Annotated in this window: 12 protein-coding genes; 3 read left to right on the top strand and 9 right to left on the bottom strand. The window is 73.5% G+C overall.

The features are described 5' to 3' along the window. Positions 1–7: 7 nt before the first annotated feature. On the top strand, positions 8–1,600 hold the full coding sequence (locus tag LPA42_RS05140) for an MFS transporter (RefSeq protein WP_228986367.1): 1,593 nt from the start codon (positions 8–10) through the stop codon (positions 1,598–1,600). 117 nt (positions 1,601–1,717) lie between these two features. Here LPA42_RS05140 and LPA42_RS05135 read toward each other — a convergent pair whose 3' ends face one another. The 5 genes from LPA42_RS05135 to LPA42_RS05115 are packed head-to-tail and all read right to left on the bottom strand — an operon-like array spanning position 1,718 to position 6,905. Continuing rightward, positions 1,718–2,413, bottom strand: a complete 696-nt coding sequence (locus LPA42_RS05135; protein WP_077935889.1) for an ABC transporter ATP-binding protein — start codon at positions 2,411–2,413, stop codon at positions 1,718–1,720. Continuing rightward, positions 2,410–3,405: an ABC transporter ATP-binding protein gene (locus LPA42_RS05130; RefSeq protein ID WP_228986366.1), complete on the bottom strand. Its 996-nt coding sequence runs from the start codon at positions 3,403–3,405 to the stop codon at positions 2,410–2,412. Before LPA42_RS05130 ends, LPA42_RS05135 begins: the two co-directional genes overlap by 4 nt. Beyond that, positions 3,402–4,289, bottom strand: coding sequence for an ABC transporter permease (locus LPA42_RS05125; protein WP_077935887.1), 888 nt, complete (start codon positions 4,287–4,289; stop codon positions 3,402–3,404). Before LPA42_RS05125 ends, LPA42_RS05130 begins: the two co-directional genes overlap by 4 nt. Next, on the bottom strand, positions 4,282–5,286 hold the full coding sequence (locus LPA42_RS05120; protein WP_077935886.1) for an ABC transporter permease: 1,005 nt from the start codon (positions 5,284–5,286) through the stop codon (positions 4,282–4,284). Before LPA42_RS05120 ends, LPA42_RS05125 begins: the two co-directional genes overlap by 8 nt. Further along, a complete protein-coding gene (locus tag LPA42_RS05115) occupies positions 5,283–6,905 on the bottom strand; it encodes an ABC transporter substrate-binding protein (RefSeq protein ID WP_228986365.1) in 1,623 nt (540 codons plus the stop codon). Before LPA42_RS05115 ends, LPA42_RS05120 begins: the two co-directional genes overlap by 4 nt. A 316-nt stretch (positions 6,906–7,221) precedes the next feature. Between LPA42_RS05115 and LPA42_RS05110 the strand changes: the two genes are divergently transcribed. Continuing rightward, positions 7,222–8,460 carry a hypothetical protein gene (locus tag LPA42_RS05110; RefSeq protein ID WP_158229367.1) on the top strand — a complete coding sequence of 413 codons (1,239 nt, stop codon included), beginning with the start codon at positions 7,222–7,224 and terminating at the stop codon, positions 8,458–8,460. 144 nt (positions 8,461–8,604) lie between these two features. On the opposite strand, the gene LPA42_RS05105 is transcribed toward LPA42_RS05110, so the two are convergent. The 3 genes from LPA42_RS05105 to LPA42_RS05095 all read right to left on the bottom strand — a co-directional run bounded on the left by LPA42_RS05105 (position 8,605) and on the right by LPA42_RS05095 (position 12,061). After that, entirely contained in the window at positions 8,605–9,996 is a 1,392-nt protein-coding gene (locus LPA42_RS05105) for a ricin-type beta-trefoil lectin domain protein (RefSeq protein ID WP_077935885.1), read from the bottom strand. Positions 9,997–10,314: 318 nt separating this feature from the next. Further along, positions 10,315–11,541 carry a hypothetical protein gene (locus LPA42_RS05100; RefSeq protein WP_228986364.1) on the bottom strand — a complete coding sequence of 409 codons (1,227 nt, stop codon included), beginning with the start codon at positions 11,539–11,541 and terminating at the stop codon, positions 10,315–10,317. Beyond that, positions 11,528–12,061: a SigE family RNA polymerase sigma factor gene (locus LPA42_RS05095; protein WP_077935884.1), complete on the bottom strand. Its 534-nt coding sequence runs from the start codon at positions 12,059–12,061 to the stop codon at positions 11,528–11,530. The genes LPA42_RS05100 and LPA42_RS05095 overlap by 14 nt, the downstream gene beginning before the upstream one ends. A gap of 448 nt (positions 12,062–12,509) precedes the next feature. On the opposite strand from LPA42_RS05095, the gene LPA42_RS05090 reads away from it, so the two are divergent. After that, a complete protein-coding gene (locus tag LPA42_RS05090; RefSeq protein WP_228986363.1) occupies positions 12,510–13,820 on the top strand; it encodes a cellulose binding domain-containing protein in 1,311 nt (436 codons plus the stop codon). Positions 13,821–13,870: 50 nt separating this feature from the next. Here LPA42_RS05090 and LPA42_RS05085 read toward each other — a convergent pair whose 3' ends face one another. Continuing rightward, positions 13,871–15,460, bottom strand: a complete 1,590-nt coding sequence (locus tag LPA42_RS05085; protein WP_077935882.1) for a glycoside hydrolase family 43 protein — start codon at positions 15,458–15,460, stop codon at positions 13,871–13,873. Positions 15,461–15,916 lie beyond the last annotated feature (456 nt).

Here is a 15,916-nt window from a genome sequence, read left to right as displayed (position 1 = left end):
CCCGCGCATGCCCGCCCCCGACAGATCCCCGAGCGTGAGCGTCCCCGACGCGACGATCCGCGACCCGCGCCAGCGCCGCGCCATCCTGATCGCGGTGTGTATCGCCCTGATGGCGGTCATCGCCTCGGTCTCCGGGCTCAACGTCGCTCAGCCGCAGATCGCCGTCGCGTTCGACGCCTCCCAGAGCACCGTCCTCTGGATGATCAACATCTACACCCTCAGCCTGGCCGCGCTGCTGCTCCCGCTCGGCGCCCTCGGCGACCGGGTGGGCCGCAAACCGATCCTGCTCGCCGGGCTGGCCCTGTTCGGCGTCGCCAGCGCGGCGGCGGGGCTGGCCACGTCCTCCGCGATGATGATCGCCGCCCGGCTGCTCGCCGGCGTCGGGGCCGCCATGATCATGCCGGTCACCCTGGCCGTGATCACCTCGACGTTCCCCGACGGGGAACGCTCCAAGGCGATCGGCGTCTGGACCGGCGTCGCCGGCGGCGGCGGCATCCTCGGCATGTACCTGTCCGCGGTCCTCGTCGACTGGGCGAACTGGCGGTGGCTGTTCCTGCTGCCGGTCGTGCTCGTCGCCGCAGCCACCGTCGCGGCCCTGCGAGCTGTCCCGAACTCCCGCGAGAGGTCGCCGCACGGTTTCGACCTGGTCGGGTCACTGACCTCGGTGATCGCCGTGGTCGCGCTCATCTACGTCCTGCACGAGGGCCCGGTCCACGGTTGGACCGCACCGGTCACCCTGGCCAGCCTGCTCGTCGGCGTGGTCGCCGCCCTCGGGTTCGTGGCCTGGGAACTACGCCGGGTGGCACCCCTGCTCGACGTGCGCCTGTTCCGCGACCGGCGCCTCGCCAGCGGCTCACTGGCACTGCTGGCCCTCTTCGGCGTCCAGGCCGGGATCTTCGTCGTGCTGTTCCCCTACTTCCAGGCCGTTCTCGGCTGGTCCGGACTGCGCTCCACCCTCGCGCTCATGCCCATGGCGGCGATGATGATGCTCGCCTCCGGACTCGCCCCGCGCGTGGCCGCCCGGGCCGGAGCCCGCGCGACGATGGCGGCCGGGATCCTGCTCGGCGGCGCCGGCCTGGCGCTGATGGCCGCCCTCGTCTCCGTCGACGGCGGCTACCTGACGATCCTGCCCGGCATGCTCGCCATGGGACTCGGCATGGGCCTGACCCAGACCCCCTCCACCGAGGCCATCACCTCCGCTCTGCCCCGCGAACGCCAAGGCGTCGCGTCCGCTCTCAACGACGTCACCCGCGAGTTCGGCACCGCCCTCGGCGTCGCCCTCCTCGGGGCGGTCCTGACCGCCGGCTACCGCGACGCCATCACCCCTCGCCTCGCCACGGTCCCCACCGGCACCGCCGACACCGCCCGCGAGGGCATCGCCAACGCCATCGACACCGCCGACACCGCCGGTGCCCAGGCACCTGCCCTCATCCGCGCCGCCCAGGAGTCGTTCGTCGACGGCTGGCAGCAGGCCATGTGGGCGGGAGTCGCCGTCATGACGATCCTCTTCGTCTACGTCCTGGCCCGGGGCCCGCGACGGACCATGCCCACCACGCCGGCCACCCCGTCGCAGCCGACCAGCGACGCCATCGCCGCGTGACACCCGATCCACCGTCAGCCGGCCGGCCCGGCCGTGACGCCGACACGGCGTTCCGGACGGGCCGGCGGTCGCGGCCCGGGCGTACCGTCCGACTCCATCGTGGCGCAGACCGCCTTCTCATGGCGGCGGTAGCTCCACCACCCGCGTCGCCCAGCGGCTCATCAGGACGGGGTCGTGGGTGATGAGCAGGACCCCCGCCGAACTGCGGCGCTGGTAGTCGGTGACGACGGCGGCGACGTGGGCCTGGGTGGAGGCGTCGAGCATGGCGGTGGCCTCGTCGCAGAGCAGGTAGTCGGGCCGGTGCACGAGGGCGCGGGCGAGGCAGGCGCGTTGCAGTTGCCCGTCGCTGACCGCGTGGGGGCGGCGGGCGAGCAGGTCGGGCGTGAGGCCGACCAGGTCGGCCAGGTCAGCGGTACGGGCGGACGCCTGGTCGCGGGACGCGCCGGTGGCGCGGAGCGGTTCGGCGATGAGGTCGGCGAGGCTCAGCCGGGGATCGGTGGCGGAGCGGGGGCTCTGGAACAGGATCGCGACGCGGGTCCGCAGGGCGGCGGGCAGCCGGTGCCGGGCACCGCCCACGGGGTGCCCGTCGATGGTGACGTGGCCGCTGTCGGGGGCGTGCAGGAGGGCGAGCACACGGGCGAGGGTGGACTTGCCGCTGCCGGAGGGCCCGTGCAGTCCGACCGTCTCGCCGGGGGCGATGTGCAGGTCGACCCGGTCGAGGACGCGCTGCCGGCCGTACGCGACGGTGACCCGCCGCGCGGCGAGCCCGCCGGCTGCGGCCCCGTGCACGGTGTCGTCGGAGGTGACGGTCATGCGGGCGCTCCCGGGGTGAGCCGGTGGTGGCAGGCGACCCGCCCCGCGCCGTCGGGCAGGAGGCGGGGTGGGATGTGGCAGGTGTCGGTGGCGCGGGGGCAGCGTGGGGCGAAGGCGCAGCCGTCGGGCAGGTCGGTGAGCATGGGCGGATGACCGGGCACGGGCGTGAAGGCCCGGTCGGGCAGGGCGTCGAGCAGCCCGGCGGTGTAGGGGTGGGCGGGCGCGTCGAACAGGGCGGCGGTGGGGCGGTGTTCGACGATGCGGCTGGCGTACATGACGGCGACGGTGTCGGCGACGCGGCGGGCGGCGGTGAGGTCGTGGGTGATAAGCAGCACGGCCGCGCCGGTGTCGCAGCGGCGGCGCAGCAGGTCGAGGGTGTGGTCGACCAGGGGCCGGTCGAGGCCGGTGGTCGGTTCGTCGGCGAGTAGCAGCGGCGGGTCGGGGGCGAGGGCCAGGGCGGTGGCCAGCCGCTGGGCCATGCCGCCGGACAGCTCGTGGGGGTAGCGGTCCAGGTCGCCGGGGTCGAGTCCGACGTCGGCGGCGATCCGGTCGGCGGCGGCGGGGGCGGCGCGGCGGGTGTGTCCGTGGGCGCGCAGGGTTTCCTCCAGCAGCCGCCGGCCGCTGCGGACCGGGGTGAGCGCGGTGGCGGGACTCTGCGGGACGAGGCCGACGGCGCGGCCGCGTACGTGGCGGGTGAGGTGTCGTTCACCGGCGTCGATCAGGTCGACCGGATGGCCGTCCGGCGGGTGCAGGTGGGCGCGTCCGGTGACGGTGGCGTTGCGGGGCAGCAGACCGAGCAGGGCGTGGGCCAGGACGGACTTTCCGCAGCCGGATTCGCCGACGACGGCCAGCAGTTCGCCCGGGTGCAGGGTGAGGCTCAGGTCGGTGACGGCGTGCACCACGGCGCCCCGGAGGTGGAAGCGGACGGTGAGCCCGTCGACGCCCAGCAGGGCGTGAGCGCGGCGGGTGTCGGTGGGGACGGTGGTGGTCACAGGTGCAGCTCCGCTCGGACGCGGGGGTCGAGGCGGTCGCGCCAGCGGCCGGTGAGCACGGCGAGGGCGAGGGTGACCGCGACGAGGAGGAGGCCGGGGACGATGCTGGCCCACCAGGCTCCGGTGAGCAGGGACCGCTGCCCGTCGTTGATCATGTTGCCGATGGAGGCGAGGTGCGGGGGCAGGCCGAGGCCGAGGAAGGACAGGGCGGTCTCGTGCCAGACGGCGTGCGGCACCATCAGGGTGGTGGCCAGGGCCAGTCGCGGCAGGACGTGCGGCAGCAGGTGCCGGGTGAGCACGCGGGTGCGGGAGGCCCCGCCGGAGATGGCGGCGTCGACGAACGGTCGGGTGCGCAGGCTGAGCAGCTCGGAGCGGACGATGCGGGCGGTGGACAGCCAGTGCGTCAGCCCGATGGAGGCGATGACGGCGCCGAGGCCGGGGCGCAGCATCGCGACGACGAAGATGCCCAGCAGCAGGTGCGGCAGGGCGGCGACGGTGTCGACGACGCGCATGAGGGCCCGGTCGACCCGGCCGCCGAGGGTGCCGGCGACCGCGCCGACGAGGCCACCGACGACGGTGGCGACCAGGGCGGCGACCGCGCCGACCAGCAGCGACACCCGCAGGCCGTAGAGGCTGCGCAGCGCCACGTCGCGGCCGAGGTCGTCGGTGCCGGCCAGGTGGTCGGGCGAGGGCGCGAGACGGGTACGGGCGAGGTCGACCGCGCTCTGGTCGAGTGGCCACAGCAACGGCGCGAGCAGGCATGCGGCCACCGCGGCGGCGAGGACGCCGACGGCCACGCCCGCGCCGAGGCGACCGGCGCGGGCCCGGGTCGGCGGGTGGGTGCGGGCCGGGGCGGTGGCCGGCGGCCGGGCGAGGTCAGTCATCGAGGCGTACCCGGGGGTCGGCGGCGGCGTAGGCGAGGTCGGTGGCGAGGTTCGCGGCCAGGACCACGACGGCGGTGGCCAGGGTGGTGGCCGCGAGCAGCGGGAAGTCGGCGCCCAGCGCGGCCGCGACGGTGACCGCGCCGAGGCCGGGCAGGGAGAACACGGTCTCCACCAGGACCGCGCCGCCGACCAGTTCGGGCAGATGCGTGCCGACCAAGGTGAGGAACGGCAGCAGCGCGGTGCGCAGCGCGTGGCCGAACAGGACGGTGCGGCCCGGCAGGCCGCGGGCGCGGGCGGCCAGGACGTGGTCGTCGCGCAGGCTCTCGGCGACGGCGTCGCGGACGAACAGCACGAACCACGGGGCCTGGGAGATTGCCAGCACCGTCACGGGCAGGATGAGGTGCCGGGCCACGTCGGCGGGGTCGGTGCCGGTCGCGGTGATGTCGGTGAGCCCACCGGCGGGCAACCAGCCCAGGGCGAGGGCGAACACGGCGATCGCCGCGAGGCCGATCCAGAACACCGGCATCGACTGCACGGCGTACGCGGCGGCGCGCAGCGCCCGGTCGAACCAGCCGCCGCGCCGGTACGCGGCGAGGGTGCCCAGCAGCACGCTGGCCACGAGGACCAGGGCGAGGGCGGTGCCGACGAGCAGCAGGGTCCAGCCGGCACGGGCGGCCAGCACGGAGGTGACCGGCTCGTGGCGGCTGGTCGACCAGCCCAGGTCGCCGCGCAGCAGGTTGCCGATCCAGCGGGCGTACTGCACGGGCAGCGGGTCGTCGACGCCCCAGTTCGCGCGGATCTGCGCGAGGTTCTCCTCGCTGGTGGTGAACGCCGCCGCGCCCGCGTACTGCTGCGCGGGGTCGATCGGGGAGGCCGCGCCGAGGGCGAACATGCCCATGCTGGTCGCGGCCAGCACGGGTACGGCCACCAGCAGCCGCCGCCGGACCACCGCCCCGGCCCCGGCCAGCCGCCGACGCCCGGTCGTCGCCGCGGTCACGGCTGCTTCGTCCAGGTGTGCACGTTCCACCAGAGGCTGTTGGCGACGTCGTGCTCGTGCGGCTCCACCCGCGGCGTCACCCCCGCCACGGTGTCCTTCACGACGTAGGTGTGCTGCAGGTAGGTGAGGAACACCCACGGCACGTCGGCGGCGAGCTGCTTCTGGAAGGTGGCGTAGGCGGCCCTGCGGACGGCCGGGTCGGCGCTGTCGCGGCCCTGCTGCAACGCGCCGTCGGCGACGGCGGACCGGTAGGAGCCGGGGTTGAAGAAGCCCTGCCCGGCGAGGGCCGAGCCGAACAGCTTGTAGGAGACGAAATCCGGGTCGTACGGGGTGCCGTAGCCCATCACCAGCGCGTCGGTCTTCATCCGTGGGGTGATCGCGTCCCAGGTCAGCCCTTCCGGGGTGACCCTGATGCCGATCTTCTTCGCGTCGGCGGTGACGGCGAGGGCCAGTTCCTTGCGCAGGCTGTCGGTGGCCGGGTACATCAGCGTGAACGCGGCCTGCCGGCCGCCCCTGGCCCGGATGCCGTCCGGGCCCGGCCTCCAGCCGGCGGCATCCAGGATCGCGGTCGCGGCGGCCGGGTCGGCGGTGGGCCGGCCGACGATCGACGGCTCGGCGAACTCCGAGGAGGGCGGCACCGGCCCGAACGCCGGCTCCCCCGCCCCGCCGAGGACGCCGGTCACCATGGCCTGCCGGTCCACCGCCGTGTTCAGGGCCCGCCGGATCGCCAGGTCACCGGTGACCGGGTTGCCCATGGGCAGCATGACGCCCCGGTAGTCGGCGGTCGGGACCCGCTGCACCCGGTAGCCGCCCTGCCCGTCGAAGCCGGTGGCCAGCTTGGGTGCCAGCTCGGCCGCGTCGAACTCCCCGGCCCGCATCCGCTGGGCGCGCACGTTGTCGTCGGCGACGAACGCGACCACGACACCCGGGTTCTTCGGCCGGCCGCCCCAGTGCCTGTCGTAGGCCGCGAGCACGAGCCGGTCCCCCGGCGTCCACGCCGTCACCCGGTACGGGCCGGTGCCGACCGGCCTGCGGTTGAACTCGGCCTTGTTGACGTCCTGCCCGGCGAACGCCTTCGCCGGGACGATCCCCAGCGCCAGCCGCTGCAGGAACGGCGCGTACGGGTGTTTCAGGGTGAAGACCACGGTGGCCGGGTCGGGCGCGGTCACGGAGGCGAGCATGTCCAGGTCGGAGCGCAGCGTGGAGTCGACCTTCGGGTCGAGCACCGCCCGGTAGGTGAAGACGACGTCCTGGGCGGCGAGCGGGGTGCCGTCGTGGAACAGCACGCCCTCGCGCAGCCTGGCCGTCACGGTCCTGCCGTCCGCCGACACGGTCGGCAGGTCGCGGGCCAGGGCGGGCACCAGCCGGTTGCCGGCGTCCCGGGCGACCAGCCCGTCGAAGATCAGCGACGCGCCGTCGACGCCGTAGTTCAGCACCGGGTTGAGGGTGTCCGGTTCACCCGCGGTGGCCACCACCAGCGTGCCGGCGTCGCCCGCCCCGCCGGACGACGCCGTCGGCGACGAGCAGCCGGCGACGGCGAGCAGGGCGGCGACGGCCGCCGCCGTCACGCGCGCGGGCAGGGGCTTGACCATGACGTACTCCAGGGATCGTGCGGCCACGGGCGGCGGCTCCTCGAACGTTCGTCGTCGCATGAGCTGGGCGGGCGCCCCGGCGATGGTTCGGATCATCGCGCCGCCGGAGCACCCGCCCACTGATGCCACTATCGCGCAGTTGCCAAAAGTTGGCAATAAGGCCCCATGGAGGTGCCCGTGACACCGCCCCCCGCCGGTGTCACCCCCGGCCTCGCACGGGCGCGATCCTCCACCGCGCGACTCCAGCGCCGCCCCGGTTTCGCCAACGCGACGGGCACTCACGGAAGCCGATTGCCGATAGTGTTCTCCACCACCCTGTCCGCTCGTCCTGAAGGGTTCTGCCATGAGCTTTGATCGTCGGCGGCTGTCGCGAACTGTCGCCGCCGCGCTGCTCCTCGCCGCCGGGGTGGCTGTCCCCGCCGGCCCCGCCGAGGCGGCGAAGAAGGGCCCGGACCTCGCGGTCGCCGCGTCCGGGACGAGGGTCCCGCTGGGGGTCGAGAGGAAGGTCGTCCATCTGAAGGTCAGCAACCTGGGGGACGAGACCCCGACCGACGTCGTCGTCAGGGTCCGCCAGCCGCAGGAGGGCCCCGGCCCCCTGCCGGTCGGCCTGATCTGGCACTCAAAGGGTGGCGTGGGCGAGTGCGACGGTGATTTCGGCGGGTTCTACTGCCGACTGTTGCCGGAGCTGATTCCGGGGCCGGGTGAGACCGTCGACGTTCCCGTCGACGCGACCGTCTACGGGGCTGCGGGTCCCTACGAGGGCAAGTTCGAGGCTTCGGTCACCATCGGGCCGGAGAAGGACGCGAACCCGGCCGACAACACCGGATGGTTCCCGCTGGAGCTGGTCGACCAGTCCAGTGCCGACCTCTCGGTGGTCGCCCCGGACGTGAAGCAGTCGGTGCGGGTCGGGGCCGACTACACGCCCGAGCCCACCGGGACGCTGCACCCGGGTGAGACGGGTGCGGTCCGGCACACCGTCGCCAACCAGGGCCGGAAGGCGGTCAGCGGAGTGCGGGTCACGCTGCGCCTGCCGGAGGGGGTGACCTTCACCAGCCAGCCGACCGAGTGTGTGCTCGCCGACGCCGGGCGGTCGGCGGTCTGCACCTACGAGAGCCTCACCCTCGTCCCGGCCGTCGAGGACACCGATCCGAACGACACGACCTACTCGGCGGTCGAGCTGTTCAACCTGGTGAAGACCGCGGCCTCCGCCACCGCCCCGGCGACGTTGCGGGGCGGAACCGTGCAGGTGGAGGGCCTCGCCGAGCGGTCGACGGACGGCCGCTCCAAGCCTGCGCGCACCGCGCTGCCCGCGAACGCCGTCGCCGTGCGGGTGGCCGACACGGACGACAGCGACAACGAGGACGGGTTCGCCGTGGTGCTGGCCGCGAAGAGCGGCGGCGACGATGGCGGCGAGGATGGTGGCGGCGGCGGTGACGGCGGGTTGCCGGTCACCGGGCCGCAGGCCGGTCTGATCGGCGGGATCGGCGTCGCGGCGCTGGCGGTCGGAGCCGCGTTGTTCCTCGCTGCCCGGCGTCGCCGGATGATCCTGGTGAGCCCCGGGGACGAGAGGTCGGCAGGCTGAACCGCCCCACCGGCCGGTGCGGCCGGACCGGCCCCGCTCGGGGGACGAGCGGGGCCGGTCGGCGATCGCCACCGCCTCAGGCGGTGCGGCCGGGTCGGGGTGCGACGGCCTCCGAGGCCGCCCGGGGCCCGTCGGCCGTGAGCATCACGCGAGGGGCGTGAGGTTGAACCGCTGGTTGGTCTGCCCGTGGCAGTCGTAGAGCTGGATCTGCGCCCCGTTGGCCGTGCTCCAGACGTCCAGGCAGCGCCCGGACTGCACGTTGCTGACGGTGCCGTTGGAGTTGACGTTCCACTGCTGGTTGGCCTGGCCGTGGCAGCCGTAGATCTGGACCGCCGCGCCGTTGCCCGTGCCCGCCGCGTCCAGGCACATGTCGCCGTACACCCGTAGTTGCTTGGTCGAGGTGTACGTCCACGACTGGTTGGACTGCCGGTTGCAGTCCCAGAGCTGCACCCGGGTGCCGTTGGCGCGGGAGGCGTTGGGCACGTCGACGCACCGGCCCGACTGCGCGCCGACGAGCTGGCTGGCGGCGCCGGGCGGGCTGGTCGGCGAAGGCCCGGTCGGGGTGGTGGTGGGGGTCGCCGTCGGGCTGGTCGGCGGGGTGGGCAGCAGCGGGCACGTGCTGCGGTAGGTGACCACGCCGCTGGTGTCGAGCAGCGGGCAGAGGAACTGGCTGTAGCGGGCGTCGTTGTCGATGAAGATCTTGAGGAACGGCAGCATGGTCCGGATCAGCACGGGGTTCGACCGGCCGACCATGAACCCGTGGTCGGCGCCCGCGACCTCCAGGTAGGCGCTCTCCGTGGTGCTCGGGAGGCTGTTGTAGAGGCCGGTGGCGTAGGACGGGGTGACCACCGTGTCGGCCTGCCCGGAGAAGACCATCGTGGGCACCCGGTCGGTGGCCAGGTTCGACGACGGCGAGTACGGCGCGATGCCGACCGCCGCCTTCAGCGACGAGCGCCGCATGGCCGCGCTCAACGCCCCACCGCCGCCCATGGAGTGACCGGCGACGGCCAGCCGGCTGGAGTCGACGCGGTCGCGGACCGGGCTCTGCTGGGTCAGGTAGTCCAGCGCGGCGAGCAACTGGGTGCCCCGGGCCGTGTCGAAGTCGTTGCGGCTGTTGGTCTCGATGCCGATCACGACGAAGCCGTGGGAGGCCAGCCACGGCCCCATCCAGGCCAGCTCGACGGAGAACAGCGCGGTGTAGCCGGGCGAGATCGCGATGGCGCCGAAGGTGCCCTGGCTGGTGTCGGTCGGGTAGTAGATCCGGCCGCCGTTGAAGCCGTAGCCGGTCGGGACGGCGACCGACGTGTTGGCGAAGGGGCCGTTCTCGGACGCGACGCTGGCCCGGGTGGGGTCCGGGCCCCGCTGGTACGGGTTGTCGGCGGCCGACGCCGACCCGGTCGCCACCGCGATGGTGAACAGCCCGACGGCGGCGGCGATGCCGGCTGCGGCCAGCTTGGCCAGTCGTCCCCGCAGGCCGGGGGCCACCCGGCCGGCGCTGGTGTCGTCCGGGGGCGGGGGGTGCGCGTGTCCTCGCACTGTCGGTTCCTCCTGGTGGTGGGGTGGGTGCGGTGGGTCCGGCCGGGCCGGGACGGGCCAGGTCTACGTTCACATCGATCGATGGTTACCAAGGCTGACAGACAACCCCGGGCGTTTCAACCGGTAGTTTCGAACGGAGTGCCCGAAAGTTTCGACCACTGCCGACCGATGACCTGGACCCGAAACGGCGACAACGGCACCGCCGGTGACGCGCAGTGCCGTTGTCGCCGTGACGATCAGGCCAGCCTCAGCTCCCCGCCCCGCCCCCGGGAGCCGGCCCCGCCGAGCAGGCCCCCGCCACCTCCAGGTGTCGGTTCCTCACGGACGCAGGGCCTTCGCGGCGGGGGTCCAGGTCGACTCGTCCGCGACGTCGGCGACCGTGATCCCCTTCGCGACCTTCTCCACCTCGGCCAGCGGCAGTCTGTTGCCGAGGCCCTGGCTGCTGACCTGGAGGACGACGCTGCCGTCGGCGCTCCAGACGTTGCAGAAGCCACCCCGCGCGGGGCCGTCGGTGGTGCGGTAGCACTTCGTCGTGCCGGGCTCCGGCGACTGGTTCGAGCTGGTGTTCGGCGTGACGAAGATGTGGAAGCCGTCCTTGATGGTGCCCTCGACCGCGTCGTACGGCAGGGTCAGGCCCGAGGTGGGCATGGCCGGCCTGGTGTACGTCGCGCCGCCGTAGTCACCGGCACGGGCCGTGGCGATGCCGCTGAGGCCGGGCATGGCGTGCGTGCCGCTTTGCAGCGGCAGGTAGCCGGCCGGCACGTAGCCCACCGTGAACGGCACCGGGGCCGGCTTCGGCCTGCTGGGCTTCAGGCCCTCGACCAGGCCGCCCAGGTCCCGGAAGCTCGGCGTGGCCTGGTCGCTGGAGATCGACGTGACGGCCGCCCAGGCGTCGTGGGCGTACTCCCAGGCGAACAGCTTGTTGCGCGCGTCCGTCGGGCCCTGCGGGTCGAGGCCGACCGGCAGCGTCGCCTGGACGGCCTTGCGACCGGCCACGGTGACCTTCTCGCCGCCCTTGATCTTGGCTGGGTCGAAGGCGCCCGGCCGGTAGACGGTCAGGTACGCCCACAGGCTCGGCTTCCCCTTGGCCGCCCTCTTCTTCCACTCGAGGATGTCGCCCCGCGTTCCAGCCTCCTCCTCGGCCGTGACGGGCTTGTCGTTCGAGGTGTGGCGGTCGGAGTAGACGGAGGCGATCTGGTAGGCGGTGGACGCGACGATCGGGTCCTGCACGTGCAGCGTGCCGGCGTCGTACCCCTCGAAGGTGAAGGTGAACGGCGGGGCGTCGGGCCATGTGGCCTCGGCGGGCCCGGCCGCCGCCGCGCCGGCCTGGGCCGGCGTGGCCGGGGTGTTCCGCTCGGCGCCGGAGGTCGGCAGCAGGAACGCGCCGGTGACCGCGACCACGACGAGACCGGCCGCGCCCGCCGACGCGAAGCCGGCCCGGCGTCGCCGCTCGGCCCGCCGCCCGGCCGCGACGATGTCGTCGACGGTGCGGGCCATCGGCGGCTCCTCGCCCGTCACGGCGTCCACGAATTCACGCAACTGCACTGGTCCACTCCTCCATCTGCTTCCCGGTGAGACTGATGTGTTCGCCGGCGAGGGCCTCGCGCAGCTTCGCCAGGCCACGGGAGGCCTGGCTCTTGGCCGTGCCCACCGTGCAGTCGAGCACGCCGGCCGTGTCCTCCAGGCTCAGGCCCAGGTAGTGCCGGAGCACGACCGCGGCCCGCTGCCGGGCCGGCACGGCGTCGAGCGCCGCCCGCAGGCGCATGCGCTCGTCGGCCGCGGCGGCCGGGTCCCGCAGCGCCACGTCCGGCATGGCGTCGCCGGCCGACCGCTCGCGTCGCCAGGGCCGGCGGGTCTCGTCGATCGCGGCCCGGTAGACCATGGTCTTGGCGTAGAGATCGGGCCGTTCCAGCTTCCGCCAGCGGGGGTAGAGCTTGACCAGCGCGTTGGCCACGGCGTCCTCCGCCGTGTGCCAGTCGCCGCAGGTCATGTACGCCAGCTTGCGCAGCGACGCCATCTGTGACGTCACGAACTCGCGGAACGCCTGCTCGTCTTCGGCTCTCAAGTCGACTGCCTCCTCATGACGGAGGTAGAACGGAGCCACCCGGCCGGGGAGTTGCACCGTCCGGGGAAGTAGTCGCCCGGAAACTCTGCGCAACCGCGCCGCGCGCCCGACGGGGCGGGGAGCGCCGCGACCGCAGCCCGGCGACCCAAGATCGAAACTATCGCTTGATGAATCCGCAACTTTCTGAAAACATATGACCATCAATACGTGAGCGTTAACACGGGCTGGTGGCAACCCCACGACTCCGGGAGGTGCTTCCGTCGACCACGCGGAGGAAGCCCGGACGCCCGTGGCCGCCACCACCCCGTGGCCCGGCCGGGCAGCCGGGCCGCTCACCCAAGCGGCAACCCGCCGGGCGTCACCTTCCGAGCCCCCTCCTGCCGGGCCGGCCGACGGGCGGCAACACGACCCCACCACGCACATGACGATCGATGGAAGGAACCAGGCAATGGTGAGGCAGTGGAAACACAGATACGTCCTCTCCTCCGTCGCGGCCGCGGCGGCGCTCGTCGTCGCCACCGCCGGCGGCGTGCTGACCGGCAGCCTCGGCCAGGCGGCGGAGGCCGCGACGAACGGCACGCTCGCGGCGACCGCCGGCTGTGGGAAGGCCCCCACGCTGACCAGCGGCACGCGCACGATCTCCAGCAGCGGGCAGAACCGCAGCTACATCCTGCGGATTCCCGACGGGTACGACAGGAACCGCCCCTACCGGCTGATCTTCGGCTTCCACTGGCTGAACGGCTCGGCCAACAACGTCGCCTCGGCCGGCTACTACGGCCTGCTGCCGCTGTCGAACAACAGCACGATCTTCGTCGCGCCGCAGGGCATCGACAACGGCTGGGCCAACACCAACGGCCGTGACCTGACCCTGTTCGACGACATCTCCCGGGTGGTCGAGAACGACCTCTGCGTCGACACGACGCAGCGCTTCGCGCTCGGCTGGAGCTACGGCGGGGCCATGAGCTACGCGGTGGCCTGCGCCCGGCCCACCGTCATCCGGGCGGTCAGCGTCCTGTCCGGGGCCAACCTCAGCGGCTGCAACCCCGGCACCCAGCCGGTGGCGTACTTCGGCATCCACGGCATCTACGACAGCGTGCTGAACATCTCGGCGGGCCGGTCGCTGCGCGACACGTTCGTCAGGAACAACGGCTGCACCGCGCAGAGCCCGCGCGAGCCGAGCCGGGGCAGCCTGACCCACATCACCACCGCCTACTCCGGCTGCCGGGCCGGCTACCCCGTGCAGTGGGCCGCCTTCGACGGCGACCACACCCCCAGCCCGGTGGACGGCTCCTCCAGCCCCAACGACTCCCGGACCTGGACCTCGGGCGAGATCTGGAAGTTCTTCAGCCAGTTCGCGTCGACCACGCCGCCGACCACCGCTCCCCCCACCAGCACGCCGCCGACCACCCCGCCCCCGACCTCCCCGCCGCCGACGACCCCGCCGCCGACCGGCGAGCCCGGCACCTGCACCGCCACGTACCGCGCGGTCAACAGCTGGCCCGGCGGGTTCCAGGGTGAGGTCACCGTGGCCAACGGCACCACCGCCACGCTGAACGGCTGGACCGTACGCCTGACGCTGGGCAGCGGCCAGGCCATCAGCAGCGTCTGGAACGGCGTCAACACGGGCACCACCGGCAACGTCACCGTCAAGAACGCCGCCTACAACGGCACGGTCGCCCCGAACGGCTCGACGACGTTCGGGTTCACCGCCACCGGCGACGGGCCCGCGCCCAGCAACGTCTCCTGCACCAGCCCCTGAGCACGGCACGATCAGGGCCCGGAGCCACTCGGCTCCGGGCCCGCCGGCCGTCAGCGCCCCGGCTCGGTCCCGGACGGCACCGCCCCGTCCGCGCGCGCGAGGTCGCGGGGCTCGTAGTCGAACCAGTCGAAGCGGACGCTGCCGGACCCGGCGTACATGCCGACGACCCGGCCGGTGAAGCCGCCGGCGACCTCCGTGGACAGGTAACGGCCGTCGAGCGTGCCCAGCACGTCGTACGTGCCGTCCGCCGCCTCGATGCCGAACCGGAGCACGTCGGGTTCCTTGGCCGGGTGCCAGTCGCCGGGCGACGGGGCGACCACGTCGACGCGCAGACACACCGGGCCGGCACCGACGGGCCGGGTGGCCACCGTGGACAGCACCGAACCGATCCGCGCGAGCACCCGCACCTCGCCGTCGCCCGCCTCGATCTCGTAGTGGTGCCGCTCGTCGAGGCGTACGGCGAGGCCGCCGCGCCCCCCGGTCGCGTCGACCAGCGTCCGCACCCGGCACGACAGGTGCTGCTGGCGGCGGCCGACGAACGTGACGTCGGGCTCGTCCAGCGACGCGCCGCGCGCCCGCAGCGTGAGCCAGCCGGGCCGTTCGGTCAGCGACCAGCTCCCGGCGGGTCGGGACCGCACCGACACCCAGCGCGGGTGCAGCCCGTCGGCGTCGAAGTCGTCCCGCACGGGCGACGTCGGCACCGGGTGCGCGGGCCACGGCGGCGCCTGCATGACCGGCTCGACCGCGCCCACCACCGGCCAGTCGTCGACCCAGGTAACCGGGGCCAGGAACGTCTCCCGCCCGAGCACGTGCCAGCCGGGGGTGCCGCCGCCGGGGCGTACGCCGAGCAGCACCATCCACCAGGTTCCGTCGGCCGCCTCGACGAGGTCGGCGTGGCCCGTGTTCTGGATCGGACGGTTGGTGCCCCGGTGGGTCAGGATCGGGTTGGCCGGGCACGGCTCGTAGGGCCCGTCGGGCGCGGGGGCGCGGGCGATCGAGACGGCGTGCCCGCGTTCGGTGCCGCCCTCGGCGATCAGGAGATACCAGTGGTCGCCGACCCGGTACAGGTGCGGGGCCTCCGGTGCCTGCGCGCCGGGCGCGCCGGACCACAGGCGGCGGGGCGGGCCGAGCGTCCGCCCGGTGTGCGGGTCGAGGCGCACCTGCTCGATGCCGGCGTAGGTGCACCAGCAGGTGCCGTCGTCGTCCCAGGCGAGGTCCGGGTCGATGCCGGCGATGCCGGGCAGCCGGACGGGATCCGACCAGTCGCCGGCGGGGTCGGTCGCGGTGTAGAGGAGGTTACCGCCGCCGTCGGCGCAGTTGGTGACGATCAGCCAGAAGCGGCCGTCGTGGTGGCGCAGCGTCGGCGCGTAGACGCCGGCGGACGACGGCATCGTCGCGGGCAGCACCAGTTGGCCGGGCCGGTCCAGCACGTTGCCGATCTGTGCCCAGTGCACGAGGTCGCGGCTGTGGAAGATGGGCACCCCGGGGAAGTACTCGAAGCTGGAGCAGGCCAGGTAGTAGTCGTCGCCGACCCGGCAGACGCTCGGGTCCGGGTGCAGACCGGCGAGCACCGGGTTGGTGAACGCGCCGTCGCTCCAGCCGGCGGTGCCGGGGGTCGTGCGGGCCTGGGCCGGAGTCATCTGCTGCCTCCCGGGGTCGAGGTGGCCCGCGCGGTGCGGGCCGTACCGCAGTCTCCCCGGCGGCGGGTTTCGGGTCAGCCCCCCGCGCAGCGTTCGACCGGCGACCCGAATCACCGCCGACAATGCAACAGCAGATCGACGGGACTCATTTTGAATTGCGCCTCCCGAGCGATTGGGAGCGACTGCCGCCGCTATTCTTGGCCCCCCTCACGACAGGTACGTGTTAGCGCAAACATCGTGACCCGGTATTCGGCACTCGCGGGCCCTTGCCCCATAGGTCGCGCTCACGTGATTCGCCGCGAACAGGGCGACTTGCACCTGATCGGAGCGCGGCTGATCTGCCGCTACGGGAGCGCTTCCACGCCGGGCGGCGACTGTTTCACGAAGATTTCCGGCAAGTCTCGGGAACGTCTTGACACCGCATGTGAGCGATAACACTATGAACCTCCCGTTACG

It is taken from the genome of Micromonospora sp. DH13, from assembly GCF_020873825.1.
Taxonomy (GTDB): Bacteria; Actinomycetota; Actinomycetes; order Mycobacteriales; family Micromonosporaceae; genus Micromonospora; species Micromonospora haikouensis.
This window is presented reverse-complemented; position numbering and strand designations above follow the sequence as displayed.

Coding starts and splice junctions, on each gene's coding strand:
- LPA42_RS05125 (WP_077935887.1), bottom strand. CDS start 4,289: ATGACTGACCTCGCCCGGCCGCCGGCCACCGCCCCGGCCCGCACCCAC.
- LPA42_RS05090 (WP_228986363.1), top strand. CDS start 12,510: ATGGTGAGGCAGTGGAAACACAGATACGTCCTCTCCTCCGTCGCGGCC.
- LPA42_RS05140 (WP_228986367.1), top strand. CDS start 8: ATGCCCGCCCCCGACAGATCCCCGAGCGTGAGCGTCCCCGACGCGACG.
- LPA42_RS05135 (WP_077935889.1), bottom strand. CDS start 2,413: ATGACCGTCACCTCCGACGACACCGTGCACGGGGCCGCAGCCGGCGGG.
- LPA42_RS05085 (WP_077935882.1), bottom strand. CDS start 15,460: ATGACTCCGGCCCAGGCCCGCACGACCCCCGGCACCGCCGGCTGGAGC.
- LPA42_RS05110 (WP_158229367.1), top strand. CDS start 7,222: ATGAGCTTTGATCGTCGGCGGCTGTCGCGAACTGTCGCCGCCGCGCTG.